The organism is Variovorax stachyos, from assembly GCF_051400855.1.
Taxonomy (GTDB): Bacteria; Pseudomonadota; Gammaproteobacteria; order Burkholderiales; family Burkholderiaceae_C; genus Variovorax.
Genome location: NZ_JBLFFN010000005.1, coordinates 232,490 through 246,408 on the forward strand (window position 1 = coordinate 232,490; position 13,919 = coordinate 246,408).

Sequence of the window (13,919 nt, forward strand, 5' to 3'; positions counted from 1 at the left end):
GCCGGATCCGGCACTAAATTACCCAGCCACACCCCTCAAAAAAGGAGACAAGCATGTCGGCAATTCCCGAGAACCGCTTCGGTTCCGCTGCGAACGACACTGACGCCCAGGAAACCCGCGAGTGGATGGACGCCCTGTCCGCCGTGATCGAAAGCGAGGGGCCCGATCGCGCGCACTTCCTGCTCGAGCAGCTGCTGGAGCACGCACGCCAGCACAGCATCGACAAGCCCTTTTCCGCCAACACGGCCTACGTCAACACCATCGAGCCGGACCAGGAGGAGCGCTGCCCCGGCAACCTCGAGATCGAGGAGCGCCTGCGCGCCTACATGCGCTGGAACGCGATGGCCATGGTGGTGAAGGCCAACCGGCACCATCCGCCCGAGGGGGGTGACCTGGGCGGGCACATCGGCTCCTTCGCGTCGCTGGCCAACATGTTCGGCGCCGGCTTCAACCACTTCTGGCATGCCGAGAGCGAGAACCACGGCGGCGACTGCCTGTACATCCAGGGCCACGTCTCGCCCGGCATCTATGCCCGCGCCTACCTCGAAGGCCGCCTGACCGAAGAGCAACTGCTCAACTTCCGCCAGGAGGTCGACGGCAAGGGGCTGTCGAGCTACCCCCATCCGAAGCTGATGCCCGAGTTCTGGCAGTTCCCCACCGTCTCGATGGGCCTCGGCCCGCTGATGGCGATCTACCAGGCGCGTTTCCTCAAGTACCTGCATGCCCGCGGCATCGCCAACACCGAGAACCGCAAGGTCTGGGTGTTCTGCGGCGACGGCGAAATGGACGAGGTCGAGTCGCTGGGCGCCATCAGCCTGGCGGCGCGCGAGCGCCTCGACAACCTGATCTTCGTCATCAACTGCAACCTGCAGCGCCTCGACGGCCCGGTGCGCGGCAACGGCAAGATCGTCCAGGAACTGGAGGGCGAGTTCCGCGGCTCCGGCTGGAACGTGATCAAGCTGCTGTGGGGCAGCAACTGGGACCCGCTGCTGGCGCGCGACAAGGACGGCGCGCTGCGCAAGATCATGATGGAGACGAACGACGGCGACTACCAGTCGTTCAAGGCCAACGACGGCGCCTACGTGCGCAAGCACTTCTTCGGCCGCGATCCGCGCACCCTGGAGATGGTCGCCAAGATGAGCGATGACGACATCTGGCAGTTGCGCCGCGGCGGCCATGATTCGCAGAAGGTCTATGCGGCTTTCGCAGCAGCCGTCAAGCACACCGGCCAGCCGACCGTGCTGCTGATCAAGACCGTCAAGGGCTTCGGCATGGGCAAGATCGGCGAGGGCAAGAACACGGTCCACCAGACCAAGAAGCTCGGCGACGAGGACATCAAGGCCTTCCGGGACCGCTTCAATATTCCGATCCCCGACAGCCAGGTCAGCGACCTTCCCTTCTACAAGCCGGCCGACGACACGCCGGAAATGAAGTACTTGCACGAGCGCCGCAAGGCGCTGGGCGGCTACCTGCCGCATCGCCGCACCAAGGCCGACGAGAGCTTCGCCGTGCCTTCGCTGGACACCTTCAAGGCTGTGCTCGAGCCCACGGCCGAGGGCCGCGAGATCTCCACCACCCAAGCCTACGTGCGCTTCCTGACGCAGCTGCTGCGCGACAAGGCGCTGGGACCGCGCGTGGTGCCGATCCTGGTCGACGAGGCGCGCACCTTCGGCATGGAAGGCCTGTTCCGCCAGGTCGGCATCTACAACCCCGATGGCCAGCAGTACACCCCGGTCGACAAGGACCAGGTCATGTACTACAAGGAGGACAAGGCGGGCCAGATCCTGCAGGAAGGCATCAACGAGGCGGGCGGCATGTCGAGCTGGATCGCGGCGGCCACCTCGTACAGCACCAACAACCGCATCATGGTGCCCTTCTATGTGTACTACTCGATGTTCGGATTCCAGCGCATCGGCGACCTGGCCTGGGCCGCGGGCGACATGCAGGCGCGCGGCTTCCTGCTGGGCGGCACCTCGGGGCGCACCACGCTCAACGGCGAGGGCCTGCAGCACGAGGACGGCCACAGCCACATCCTCGCCAACACGATCCCGAACTGCGTGAGCTACGACCCGACCTTCGCGCACGAGGTCGGCGTGATCCTGCATCACGGCCTGAAGCGCATGGTGGAGAAGCAGGACAACGTCTACTACTACCTGACCCTGCTCAACGAGAACTACGCGATGCCCGGCCTGCAGCCCGGCACCGAGGAGCAGATCATCAAGGGCATGTACCTGTGCAAGCAGGCGCCCGAGGTCAAGGCTGCCAAGGGCAAGGAAGCGCCGGCCGTGCAGCTGCTCGGCAGCGGCACCATCCTGCGCGAGAGCATCGCGGCGCAGGAGCTGCTGGCGCAGGAGTGGGGCGTGGCCGCCTCGGTGTGGAGCTGCCCGAGCTTCAACGAGCTCACGCGCGACGGCCAGGACGCCGACCGCTGGAACCTGCTGCACCCGGCCGAGACGCCGCGCGTGCCCTTCGTGACCGAACAGCTGTCCAAGACGGCCGGCCCGGTGGTCGCGTCGACCGACTACATGAAGGCCTACGCCGAGCAGATCCGACCCTTCATCCCGAAGGGCCGCACCTACTGCGTGCTGGGCACCGACGGCTTCGGCCGCAGCGACTTCCGCAACAAGCTGCGCGAGCACTTCGAGGTCAACCGCCACTACATCGTGCTGGCCGCGCTCAAGGCGCTGGCCGACGACGGCGCGGTCCCGGCCGCCAAGGTGGCGGAGGCAATCAAGAAGTACGGCATCGACGCCGACAAGATCAACCCGCTCTACGCGTAAACAACAAGCAACAACCATCTGCGCCTCTAGGGCGGGAGACACGACATGGCAATAGTGGAAGTGAAGGTGCCGGATATCGGCGATTTCGATGAAGTCGCAGTGATCGAAGTGCTGGTGAAGGTCGGCGACGCGGTGAAGCCCGAGCAGTCGCTGATCACGGTGGAGTCGGACAAGGCATCGATGGAGATCCCCTCGAGCGCGGGCGGCGTGGTGAAGGAACTCAAGGTCGGCGTCGGCAGCAAGGTCAGCGAAGGCTCGGTCGTGCTGGTGCTGGAAGGCGAGGGCGCCGCGGCTGCCCCCGCGCCGGCAGCGGCACCCGCGCCTGCGGCCGCCGCACCGGCGCCCGCTGCGGCCGCTCCCGCCGCGGCGGCCGGGCCGGTGGAAGTCAAGGTGCCCGACATCGGCGACTTCAAGGACGTCGCCGTCATCGAGGTGCTGGTGAAACCCGGCGACACGATCAAGGAAGAGCAGTCGCTCATCACGGTCGAGTCGGACAAGGCCTCGATGGAGATCCCGTCATCCGCGGCCGGCGTACTGAAGGAGCTCAAGGTCAAGGTCGGCGACAAGGTCAACGTGGGTGATCTGGTCGCGATCCTCGAAGGTTCCGCGGGCGGCACCGCGCCCGCAGCGCCTGCGCCGGCAGCGGCGAGCGCACCGGCGAGCGCACCTGCGAGTGCTCCCGCCGCGGCACCTTCCGCAGCGCAGGCCGCTTCGCCCGCGCCGGCAACTGCGCCCGCGCACGACCCGACCGCGGCGCCCAGCGGCAAGCTCCCCCATGCTTCCCCTTCGGTGCGCAAGTTCGCGCGCGAGCTCGGCGTGCCGCTCGAGGAGGTCAAGGGCAGCGGCCTCAAGGGCCGCATCACCCAGGAGGACGTGCAGAACTTCACCCGTGCGGTGATGAGCGGCGCGGCCAGCACCAAGGCCGCCGCGGCCAAGGCGCCGGCCGGCGGTGGCGAAGCGCTGGGCCTGCTGCCCTGGCCCAAGGTCGACTTCACCAAGTTCGGCCAGGTCGAGCGCAAGGACCTGTCGCGCATCAAGAAGATCAGCGGCGCCAACCTGCACCGCAACTGGGTCATGATCCCGCACGTCACCAACAACGACGAGGCGGACATCACCGAGCTCGAGGCCTTCCGCGTCTCGACCAACAAGGAGAACGAGAAGTCCGGCGTCAAGGTGACCATGCTGGCCTTCGTGATCAAGGCCGTGGTCTCGGCCCTGAAGAAGTTTCCCGAATTCAACACCAGCCTCGACGGCGACCAGCTCGTCTACAAGCAGTATTTCCACATCGGCTTTGCCGCCGACACGCCCAACGGGCTGGTCGTTCCGGTGCTCAAGGACGCCGACAAGAAAGGCGTGCTGCAGATCAGCCAGGAGATGGGCGAACTCGCCAAGAAGGCGCGCGACGGCAAGCTCGGCGCGGCCGACATGACGGGCGGCTGCTTCTCCATCAGCTCGCTGGGCGGCATCGGCGGCACGCATTTCACGCCGATCATCAACGCGCCGGAGGTCGCGATCCTGGGCCTCTCCAAGAGCGCGATGAAGCCCGTGTGGGACGGCAAGCAGTTCGTGCCGCGGCTGACCCTGCCGCTGTCGCTCTCCTACGACCACCGCGTGATCGACGGCGCATCCGCGGCGCGCTTCAACGCCTACCTCGGTCAGGTCCTCGCGGACTTCCGCCGTGTCCTTCTCTGAGGTGCCGACCATGAGCGAAGTGCAAGTCAAGGTTCCGGACATCGGCGATTTCGCGGAGGTCGCGGTCATCGAGGTGCTCGTCAAGCCGGGCGACAGCATCAAGGTCGAGCAGTCGCTGATCACCGTCGAGTCCGACAAGGCATCGATGGAGATCCCGTCCTCGCATGCCGGCGTCGTCAAGTCGGTGGCGGTGAAGGTGGGCGACAAGGTGAGCGAAGGCTCGGTCGTGCTGACGGTGGATGCAGCGGAGGCGGGCGCTGCCGCGCCGGCAGCCGCGCCCGCTTCGCCTGCACCGGCGGCAGCGCCGGCCGCATCGGCACCCAAGGCCGCTGCGCCGCCACCGGCCCCGGCGCCTGCAGGCAGCTACACCGGTGCGGTCGATCTCGAATGCGATCTGCTGGTGCTGGGCGCCGGCCCCGGCGGCTATTCGGCCGCCTTCCGCGCGGCGGACCTCGGGCTCAAGGTGGTGCTGGTCGAGCGCTACGCGACCCTCGGCGGCGTCTGCCTCAACGTCGGCTGCATTCCTTCTAAGGCGCTGCTGCATGTCGCTGCGGTGATCGACGAGGTCAAGCATTTCGCCGACTTCGGCGTCGCCTACAACGACCCTGTCATCGACCGCGCCAAGCTGCTGGCACGCAAGAACAAGGTTGTCGGCAAGCTCACCGGCGGCCTCGCCGCGATGGCCAAGATGCGCAAGGTGACCACCGTGCGCGGCATCGGCGAGTTCGTCGATCCGTACCACGCCAAGGTGCAGGAAACCTCGGGCGACGGCAAGGACGCCACCGGCAGCGCAAAGACCGTCAAGTTCCGCCACTGCATCATCGCGGCCGGCTCGCAGGCCGTGCACCTGCCCTTCATGCCCAAGGACCCGCGGATCGTCGACTCCACGGGCGCGCTGGAACTGGGCTTCGAGCCCAAGCGCATGCTGATCCTCGGCGGCGGGATCATCGGCCTCGAGATGGGCTCGGTGTATTCGACGCTGGGCGCGCGGCTCGACGTGGTCGAGATGCTCGACGGCCTGATGACCGGCGCCGATCGCGACCTGGTCAAGGTCTGGCAGAAGCTCAATGCGCCGCGCTTCGACAACATCATGCTCAAGACCAAGACGGTCGGCGCCGAGGCGACCAAGGAAGGCATCCGCGTGATGTTCGAAGGAGAGCAGGCGCCGAAGAAACCGCAGCTCTACGACGTGGTGCTCCAGGCCGTGGGCCGCAGCCCCAACGGCAAGAAGATCGGCGCCGAGAAGGCCGGCGTGGCCGTCAGCGACCGCGGCTTCATTCCGGTCGACATCCAGATGCGCACCAACGTGCCGCACATCTTTGCCGTCGGCGACATCGTGGGCCAGCCCATGCTGGAGCACAAGGCGGTGCACGAGGCGCATGTGGCGGCCGAGGTGATCGCCGGCGAGCAGAAGGGCGACAAGGAACTCGCGAGCGCTGCCTTCAACGCCCGCGTGATCCCGAGCGTGGCCTACACCGACCCCGAGGTGGCCTGGGTCGGCCTGACCGAGGACCAGGCCAAGGCAGAGGGCGTGCAGGTCGAGAAGGGCCTGTTCCCCTGGACCGCCTCGGGCCGTGCAATCGCCAACGGCCGTGACGAAGGCTTCACCAAGCTGCTGTTCGACAAGGAGTCGCACCGGATCGTCGGCGGCGGCATCGTCGGCACCCATGCCGGCGACATGATCGGCGAGATCGCCCTGGCGATCGAGATGGGCGCGGATGCCGTCGACATCGGCAAGACGATCCATCCGCACCCGACGCTGGGCGAAAGCATCGGCCTCGCCGCGGAAGCGGCGCACGGCAGCTGCACCGACCTGCCGCCGGTCAAGCGCAGCAGCTAGGCGGGGCCTGGGAGCGCAGCAACAAAAAACCCGCCAGCGGCGGGTTTTTCATGTGGTGCCCGAGGCGCTCAGTCGCCGCTGCCGGCCTTGGCCTCGTCCTGCGTGGACAGCACGCGCCGCGCGCCGTTGAAGCGGCGCTGCCAATAGCTGCCGTTCATGCTTTCGACGCGCACTTCGGCGCCGGTCCGCGGCGCGTGGATGAACTTGCCGTCGCCGACATAGATGCCGACATGGCTGAAGGCTCGGCGCATGGTGTTGAAGAACACCAGGTCGCCCGGCTTGAGGTCGTTGCGGTCGATCTTCTGCGTGGCGGCGGCCTGCTCTTCGGCGCGGCGCGGCAGCAGATGGCCCACCGTCTGGTTGTACATGGCGCGGACGAAGCCGCTGCAGTCGAACCCGGTCTCAGCCGTGTTGCCGCCGCGGCGATAGGGGACGCCGAGGAATCCAATGGCCGTCACGACGAGGTCGGAGGTGCGAGCCACCACGGTCTGCCGGACTTGGTGGAGCTGGCTGATGACGCCCTTGTCGGTCACCATCGCTTCCAGTTCTTCGGGCTGGTCCTGTTGCGGCACGGCATGGGCCGCGAAAGCAATCAGGAGGCAGGCGGGCAAGAGGAAAAATCGCATGGCGCGTAGGATATGGACGACAAAAACCGGTGTCAATTTCATGCGAATTCGCGATTATGCCTGTAACCTATTGTCGCAAATGGGCTTTCTTGAAATCGAAATGGCGTGAATTGTAAAGTTCAAGTTATGCGGGATAAGTTTTTACGAGGCTGTAATCCAAAAGTTTTGAATTGATGACCCGCCGTTGTACGAATTTTTTCTAGTACTGAGTTCGAAAGGGTTCCCATGTACGCATCGTTCTTGCGGATCACGCTTCTGATCACGGGCGCTTTGGCTGCCGCCGCGGGTACGGCCGCGGCGGCACCGCGGCCGCAGGTCGTCGCTTCCGGCCTGGAAAATCCCTGGGGCGTGGCCTTTCTTCCGGGCGGCCGCTTCCTCGTGACCGAGAAGGCCGGTCGCATGCGGGTGGTGGAAGCCGACGGGAAGCTGGGCGCGCCGTTGGCAGGCGTCCCAACGGTGGCTTCCGGTGGCCAGGGCGGCTTGCTGGACGTGCTGGCGGATTCGGACTTCGAAAAGAACCGCACCTTCTATTTCTGCTTCTCCGAGCCCGAAGCAGGCGGTTCGGCGAACGGCACGGCGCTGGGGCGCGCGCAGCTCTCGGCGGACGGCAACCGCCTCGACAACCTGCGCATCATCTTCAGCCAGCGCCCCAAGGTCGCCAGCCGCGCCCACTTCGGCTGCCGCATCGTCGAAGCCAAGGACGGCACCCTGTTCCTGACCCTGGGCGATCGCTTCGGCCGCAAGGACGACGCCCAGGCGCTCGACAACCACATCGGCAAGCTGGTGCGTATTTCCAAGGACGGCGCGGCGCCCGCGGACAACCCCTTCGTGGGCCGGCCCGGCGCGTTGCCCGAGATCTGGAGCTACGGGCACCGCAACGGACAGGGCGCGGCACTGGCGCCGGACGGCAAGCTGTGGATGCACGAGCACGGCGCCCAGGGCGGTGACGAGATCAACATTCCCGCGCCGGGCCGCAACTACGGCTGGCCGGTGATCACCTACGGCGAGAACTACGGCGGCGGCAAGATCGGGGAGGGCATCACGCGCAAGGAGGGCATGGAGCAGCCGCTGCATTACTGGGTGCCCTCGATCGCGCCTTCGGGCATGGCCTTCCTGACCAGCGATCGCTACGGCGCGGCGTGGAAGGGCAACCTGTTCGTGGGCTCGCTCAAGTTCGGCTACCTCGATCGCATCGAGCTGCGCGACGGCAAGGTCGTGGCGGAGCACCGCCTGCTGGATAGCCGAGCCCGCATCCGGGACGTCAAGCAGGGGCCGGATGGCCTCCTCTACGTGCTGACCGACCAATCCGACGGCAAGCTCATCCGCCTGCTGCCTGACTGAGTCGGTTCGGCAACCCGATGCCCGTCGCGGCCCACCGCGACGGCCGGCGAAGCACGCGAGCCCGATCAGGCCGGCCGTTCGGTGGTACGGTCCGAAGCTTTCCCACCCTCTGCTGCTTCCCGAAAGATTTGCTCCCATGCTGCTCGACGCCTCGCAATCCCAATTGGTCCTGGTCGACTACCAGCAGCGCCTCATGCCCGCCATCTTCGAGGCGCAGGCCGTGCTCGCGAATGCGGTGCGGCTGGGCCGCATGGCACGCCTGCTGGAGGTTCCGGTCTTCGGTACCGAGGAGAACCCGTCGAAGCTGGGCGAGAACGTGGCCGAGCTGCGCGCCCTGTGCCAGCGCACCTTGCCCAAGATGCATTTCAGCGGCGTGGAAGAGGGCCTGGCCGACTGGTTGCGCGCGCCGGCCAAGGCGCCGCAGGGCAATGCACGCAGCCTGCCCAAACATCTTCAGAAGGCGCAGCAGCCCGCCGAGGAGCGAAACACGATCGTGATCGCCGGCTGCGAGGCCCACGTGTGCCTGCTCCAGACCGCGCTGGACCTGCTCGAGGACGAGTTCGAGGTGTGGGTCGTCACCGACGCCTGCGGCTCCCGCACCGAGCGCAACCGCGATGCGGCCTTCGATCGCCTGGCCGGTGCCGGCGCCGAGCTGGTGACCACCGAGATGGTCGGCTTCGAGTGGGTGCGCACGGCCGAGCACCCGCGCTTCAAGGATGTGTTGGAGTTGATTCGCTAGAGGGCGATCCGGCGTGGTGTCCCGAAAAGCCGCTCGGTTCGCGGAAGTCCAGCCCTGTTCGACTCAGAGCCTCATTGCGTAATTCATGATTTTGCCGACCACTTCTTTTGGAACGTCATAGGCGCTAAGGACGAGTGGAAGTTCCATCAGGCGGTTCTCTTCGGCCTGTCGCCGCGCGGCATTGGCACTCAGCTTCTCGCGAATTGGCTGCCACAAGCCCCCGTTGTCCGAAATAGGGCTTAGCACCTCGATGCAGGCATGGGCATTCACCGCATCGAAGATGTGAGCGAATTTTTCTTCTTCAGCAGGACGGGGTTCGAATGTTGCATGTTGGGAATATTGGTACTGTTTTTTAGGCAACCGCAACTCCCGCACGTTCCTCAAGTCGTCATCGCATAGCTGGCATTCAGACAGGTCGATGTGGGTGATACCGCTGCTGCCCACGCCCGCCATGAATCGGCTGAAATCCGTCTGCGGCGTCCTTGAATGCCGATCCCACATTGATTTTCCCAGGCGCTTGGCCTCGCCTCGCTGCTTACGCAGATCGTACGGCCCCGTCTGCCGGGCCAAGCGAAGGACACGCAGCGCAGGGCAGGCCTGCACCGTCTGTCCCAGAAGAGGGAAGTCGGCAGAAGGAATGGGCTCCCACTCATCGTTGATTCTGAGCCGGGTGCTCGACAGATCCAGCACCCTCACGCCGCCGCCCTGCTGCTCCATCAGCACCTGCAGCAATGTCTTCAAGGTGTCCACCTCAAGCCGCGCGCCACTCAGGTCGATGCACCGCAGTTCGCGCAGCACGGCGGGGTGCTTGTTCAACAGATCGACCAGTCCTCTGACATCGTCTGCATTTATCACGACTGCTGCCCAATCCAGCGTGGCATGAGGCAGCATCTGTTGACGCGAGGCTTGGTGAGCGAAGGTTTCGAGCAGTTCGAGTTGGTCTGTCCTGTTGGCTCTTGCCAACGCCAAGTTGTCGGACAGGTTGATTGCCAATTCGCGCCCGGGTGGGTTCAGCCAAGCCTTGTTGGCCAGCAGAGGGGCCGGCGTCAAGCCGCAGGACTGCAGGTCCCACTCAACAATGTTCGAACTTGCAACCGCCGGCGCCAATTCGGGCAAGGCTTGGTCCAGGGGGTGGTCGCCCAGGCCCAAGCGTTTCAAGTGGGGCAGCCCCTTGACCAGACGACAAAGCGTCTGGATGTGCGTGGCTCCCAAGCGCACCAACTTGGCGGAGCCATCCTTGTGGACCCTTGGAAATTTGAGGTACGACAGATTCAGTTCCTCGAGCCTGGCGCCTTGCTCACCGGCCTTGATCAGCGCATCCAGCAGAACGCTGATGCCGCTCAGGGTGGCATGTCCCAGGTCGATGCGCGTGATGAGGGTGCCCAACAGGGTGGGCTGCTTCTCGATCAGGGCGGCCAGGAAGTTCAGCCCGGCCTCGGTAAGCAATGGGATGGACGCCCCCACCCGTGGCGGCATCAACGTGCCAGAGTGGAAGTGTCACCAACCACTTGAACCGAGAGGGGCGTCCACCATGAAGATTACGACTATCGGCATTGACTTGGCAAAGAACGTGTTCCAGGTGCACGGGGTCGATGAGCATGGCAAGGCCGTGCTGAGAAAGCAGCTCCGGCGCGATCAGATGGCCATGTTCTTCGTCAACCTCCCTCCGTGCGTCATCGGCATCGAAGCGTGCAGCAGTGCCCACCACTGGGCGCGCAAGCTCGTGGCGATGGGTCATACCGTGCGGCTGATGGCGCCGCAGTTCGTCAAGCCGTACGTCAAGACTAACAAGAACGATGCCGCCGATGCGGAAGCCATCTGCGAGGCTGTTGGGCGGCCCAACATGCGCTTTGTGCCGGTAAAGAATGTCGAGCAGCAAGCGGTGCTGGCCCTCCACCGCGTACGCCAAGGCTTCGTCAAGGCGCGCACGGCGCAAGCCAACCAGATTCGCGGCCTGCTTGGCGAGTTCGGCATCATCATCCCGCAGGGCATCGGCTACATCGCCACGCGTGTTCCGGGGCTGATCGAAGACGCTGCCAACGAACTGCCCGGCGCGTTTCGGCTGCTGGTGCAACGCTTGCTCGATCACCTCAAGGAACTGGATCGTCAGGTCGAGGAACTCGAGGGGAAGATCCAGGCTTGGCACCGCGGCAGTGAGCTCGGTCGCAAGCTTGCTCAGGTTCCGGGGATCGGGCCGATCACCGCCAGCGCGCTGGTCGCGTCGATCGGCGACGCCAAAAACTTCGATAGCGGTCGCCAGGTTGCAGCGTGGCTGGGACTTGTACCGAAACAGCATTCCTCGGGCGGCAAAGCCAGCCTGCTGGGCATGAGCAAGCGAGGCGACACCTACCTTCGAACGCTGCTGATACATGGCGCACGCTCGGTGATCTATCGAGTCAGCCAAAAGGTTGAGTCATGTGGATGGATTGCCGCCGTGGTTAACCGGCGCAACAAGAACGTGGCAGCAGTGGCGCTGGCGAACAAGAACGCCCGGATCGTATGGGCGCTTCTGGCGCACGATCGCCACTTCGATGCCGGCTATGTGCGCCAGATAGCACCGGTCTAGAACGTCGCACCGGCATCAACACTCAGGGAGAACGACCACCGATTGCTCAGGCGATCATGAAGTGATGGCAAGACAGGTCAGACCGTGGTTGGCACAGCCCGCGCCGGACGAGGCACACAAAGTGCGTGTAAGCGATCGAGGCGTCAACCAGCTCATCCCATCAGGGACCGCGGCTCAAAGCTGCAACCAGAGTCCGAATGTACGGGTGCAATCTTTACCTTCGAGTCGTCATCATTGAGAGCTTGGCAAAGGGGGCGTCCATGTACGTCTGGTACCTGAGGTCCAGGGCATGCGGTTGCGTGGCCACCAGCGCCTTGAACTTGTGCTCATTCTGTAAATTGATGCAATCCGCAATCGGTTTGCGGGCGAGCATGTCCTGGATGCGCGCGTCCGTCGGAGACAGGCTCTCGAGCTTGGGCATCGACGTCATGACAGCGGAGAAGGCACGCCACAGCGGCATCGTTGCGCCGCTGATCACCTCCTGTTCGAAGAACGGCAGCACTTGCTCCGGCAAGATGAGCTGCTCCAGCCCGCCATGCCCCTTGATGGCTTGTAAAAAATCCGCCAGATCTTGCGGACCGCTGAACAGTCCGGGGTTGTCCGACAGATCGAGGGTTCGCAGACAGGGACGTTGGGCCAGCAGTGTCACCAATGTGGGCAGGCGATCGGCTTGCAGGCCACAGCGCGAGAGCTTGAGCTCGGCGAGCGAAGCGGAAGCCTGAGCGCCGGGCTCACACAGTGCGTCCAGCACGCATCCGATCTCATCGGCCCGCCCTGCGCTCAGATCGATGCCTTGGATGTGGTGCTCCTCCAGGATCGCCTTGTGTTCTTTGAGCAGCCTGGCCAGGCACGCCATTCCTTGCGGGTTGACGGTCTGAGTGCTCAGGTCCAACACAACGACGGATTGGCGCTTCATGGCAATCAGGAGTTCCAGCACGGCCGCGAGCTTGTTCTCGTTGAGGTAGTGGGCAAACCAGACCCCGACCGTTTGCTGCGACAGCGCCATGCCCTGGAAGGTCTTGGACCAGCCCTGCCTTTCAAGTGAGAACGGGGAATCGCCTTTGGAAGTTCGTTTCATGAGGAGCTCGGCGGGGCATTGGTGCCCGACGGAAGACGAAGGGCTTCATCGAGGCGAATTATCGACAAGCCCGCCGCTTGCGCACCGCCTCCGCGAGTTTCTGCAACATTGGCACCGTCCGCGCAAAGCCGATGCACGCGTCGGTGATCGACACGCCGTGCTTCAGCGGCACGCCTGGCACCAGGTCCTGCCGGCCTTCCTCCAGGTGGCTTTCGATCATCACGCCGGAGATGCGGCGTTCGCCGCCCGCGATCTGCGCTGCCACATCGTCCGCCACTTCGACCTGGCGCCGGTGCTGCTTGCTGCTGTTGCCGTGGGACAGATCGATCATCACCTGCTCGCGCAGGCCCAGCCCGCGCAGCACCTCGCAGGTCGCTGCCACGTCGGCGGCCGCGTAGTTGGGTGTCTTGCCGCCGCGCAGGATGACGTGGCAGTCGTCGTTGCCGCGGGTCTCGAAGATGGCGGCCATGCCCATCTTCGTCATGCCCATGAAGGCATGCGGCGCCCGCGCGGCGAGGATCGCGTCGGCAGCCACCCGGATGCTGCCGTCGGTGCCGTTCTTGAAGCCCACCGGGCAGCTCAGCCCCGAGGCCAGCTGACGGTGGCTCTGGCTCTCCGTCGTCCGTGCGCCGATCGCGCCCCAGGAGATCAGGTCGGCGATGAACTGCGGGCTCAGCAGGTCGAGGAACTCCGTGCCGGTCGGCAGGCCCATCGTCGTCAACGCCAGCAGCAGGCGCCGCGCGCGCTCCAGCCCTTCGTTGATCGCGAAGCTGCCGTCCAGGTGCGGGTCGTTGATGTAGCCCTTCCAGCCCACCGTGGTACGCGGCTTCTCGAAGTAGGTGCGCATCACGATCAGCAGGGCGCCGTGCAGCTCGTCGGCGACGGCCTTCAGCCGGTGGCCGTATTCGAGCGCTTGCTCGTGGTCGTGGATCGAGCAGGGCCCGACGACCACTACAAGCCGGTCGTCGCGGCCGTGCAGCACGTCTGCGATCGCGGCGCGGCTGGCCTCCACCAGCGCGAGCGTGTTGTCGCGCACCGGCACGCGCTCCTGCAGCAGCGCGGGCGTGATCAAGGGGCGGACGGCGCCGATGCGCACGTCGTCGATGCGGGTGGTATCGAGCGTGCTGTCGCGGGAGCCGATCTCGGCATCGTGGAGGGGGTCGTCAAGTCGGGTCATTGGAGTACCTTCGCCTTCGGCTGCGTTGCTATTCGCCTTCGGAACGGCCGTGCGGCCCATGGGGCTGGCGGCGGCTCGCT

At 65.3% G+C, this 13,919-nt stretch carries 10 protein-coding genes; 6 read left to right on the plus strand and 4 right to left on the minus strand.

Translation table 11 applies throughout. The annotated features are described in order from the left end of the window. Positions 1–53: 53 nt before the first annotated feature. The 3 genes from aceE to lpdA are packed head-to-tail and all read left to right on the plus strand — an operon-like array spanning position 54 to position 6,312. Positions 54–2,780 carry a pyruvate dehydrogenase (acetyl-transferring), homodimeric type gene (gene aceE / locus ACMGEZ_RS11550; RefSeq protein ID WP_436822402.1) on the plus strand — a complete coding sequence of 909 codons (2,727 nt, stop codon included), beginning with the start codon at positions 54–56 and terminating at the stop codon, positions 2,778–2,780. Positions 2,781–2,825: 45 nt separating this feature from the next. Continuing rightward, the gene (gene aceF / locus ACMGEZ_RS11555) at positions 2,826–4,472 is read left to right on the plus strand and encodes a dihydrolipoyllysine-residue acetyltransferase (protein WP_436822403.1); all 1,647 of its coding nucleotides are present in this window, start codon (positions 2,826–2,828) and stop codon (positions 4,470–4,472) included. A gap of 10 nt (positions 4,473–4,482) precedes the next feature. After that, complete coding sequence (gene lpdA / locus ACMGEZ_RS11560; protein ID WP_436822404.1) at positions 4,483–6,312, plus strand: dihydrolipoyl dehydrogenase; 1,830 nt, start codon at positions 4,483–4,485, stop codon at positions 6,310–6,312. Between the two features lie 68 nt (positions 6,313–6,380). Here the strand turns inward: lpdA and ACMGEZ_RS11565 are convergent, their stop codons facing one another. Continuing rightward, entirely contained in the window at positions 6,381–6,938 is a 558-nt protein-coding gene (locus ACMGEZ_RS11565; RefSeq protein ID WP_436822405.1) for a C40 family peptidase, read from the minus strand. A gap of 225 nt (positions 6,939–7,163) precedes the next feature. On the opposite strand from ACMGEZ_RS11565, the gene ACMGEZ_RS11570 reads away from it, so the two are divergent. Both ACMGEZ_RS11570 and ACMGEZ_RS11575 read left to right on the plus strand, forming a co-directional pair. Next, the gene (locus ACMGEZ_RS11570) at positions 7,164–8,279 is read left to right on the plus strand and encodes a PQQ-dependent sugar dehydrogenase (RefSeq protein ID WP_436822406.1); all 1,116 of its coding nucleotides are present in this window, start codon (positions 7,164–7,166) and stop codon (positions 8,277–8,279) included. 136 nt (positions 8,280–8,415) lie between these two features. Beyond that, on the plus strand, positions 8,416–9,018 hold the full coding sequence (locus ACMGEZ_RS11575) for an isochorismatase family protein (protein WP_436822407.1): 603 nt from the start codon (positions 8,416–8,418) through the stop codon (positions 9,016–9,018). A gap of 63 nt (positions 9,019–9,081) precedes the next feature. Here ACMGEZ_RS11575 and ACMGEZ_RS11580 read toward each other — a convergent pair whose 3' ends face one another. Further along, positions 9,082–10,464, minus strand: a complete 1,383-nt coding sequence (locus ACMGEZ_RS11580) for a hypothetical protein (protein WP_436822408.1) — start codon at positions 10,462–10,464, stop codon at positions 9,082–9,084. An 85-nt stretch (positions 10,465–10,549) separates the two neighbouring features. Between ACMGEZ_RS11580 and ACMGEZ_RS11585 the strand changes: the two genes are divergently transcribed. After that, the gene (locus ACMGEZ_RS11585; RefSeq protein ID WP_436822409.1) at positions 10,550–11,584 is read left to right on the plus strand and encodes an IS110 family RNA-guided transposase; all 1,035 of its coding nucleotides are present in this window, start codon (positions 10,550–10,552) and stop codon (positions 11,582–11,584) included. Positions 11,585–11,798: 214 nt separating this feature from the next. On the opposite strand, the gene ACMGEZ_RS11590 is transcribed toward ACMGEZ_RS11585, so the two are convergent. Together ACMGEZ_RS11590 and ACMGEZ_RS11595 are read right to left on the minus strand one after the other, a co-directional pair. Next, positions 11,799–12,662 carry a leucine-rich repeat domain-containing protein gene (locus ACMGEZ_RS11590; RefSeq protein WP_436822410.1) on the minus strand — a complete coding sequence of 288 codons (864 nt, stop codon included), beginning with the start codon at positions 12,660–12,662 and terminating at the stop codon, positions 11,799–11,801. Between the two features lie 58 nt (positions 12,663–12,720). After that, the gene (locus ACMGEZ_RS11595; protein WP_436822411.1) at positions 12,721–13,839 is read right to left on the minus strand and encodes a 3-deoxy-7-phosphoheptulonate synthase; all 1,119 of its coding nucleotides are present in this window, start codon (positions 13,837–13,839) and stop codon (positions 12,721–12,723) included. Positions 13,840–13,919: the final 80 nt, after the last annotated feature.

What these genes read in the sequence shown, in the direction of transcription:
- aceE (WP_436822402.1), top strand. Translation starts at nt 54, where the DNA reads ATGTCGGCAATTCCCGAGAACCGCTTCGGTTCCGCTGCGAACGACACT.
- aceF (WP_436822403.1), top strand. Translation starts at nt 2,826, where the DNA reads ATGGCAATAGTGGAAGTGAAGGTGCCGGATATCGGCGATTTCGATGAA.
- lpdA (WP_436822404.1), top strand. Translation starts at nt 4,483, where the DNA reads ATGAGCGAAGTGCAAGTCAAGGTTCCGGACATCGGCGATTTCGCGGAG.
- ACMGEZ_RS11565 (WP_436822405.1), bottom strand. Translation starts at nt 6,938, where the DNA reads ATGCGATTTTTCCTCTTGCCCGCCTGCCTCCTGATTGCTTTCGCGGCC.
- ACMGEZ_RS11570 (WP_436822406.1), top strand. Translation starts at nt 7,164, where the DNA reads ATGTACGCATCGTTCTTGCGGATCACGCTTCTGATCACGGGCGCTTTG.
- ACMGEZ_RS11575 (WP_436822407.1), top strand. Translation starts at nt 8,416, where the DNA reads ATGCTGCTCGACGCCTCGCAATCCCAATTGGTCCTGGTCGACTACCAG.
- ACMGEZ_RS11585 (WP_436822409.1), top strand. Translation starts at nt 10,550, where the DNA reads ATGAAGATTACGACTATCGGCATTGACTTGGCAAAGAACGTGTTCCAG.
- ACMGEZ_RS11590 (WP_436822410.1), bottom strand. Translation starts at nt 12,662, where the DNA reads ATGAAACGAACTTCCAAAGGCGATTCCCCGTTCTCACTTGAAAGGCAG.
- ACMGEZ_RS11595 (WP_436822411.1), bottom strand. Translation starts at nt 13,839, where the DNA reads ATGACCCGACTTGACGACCCCCTCCACGATGCCGAGATCGGCTCCCGC.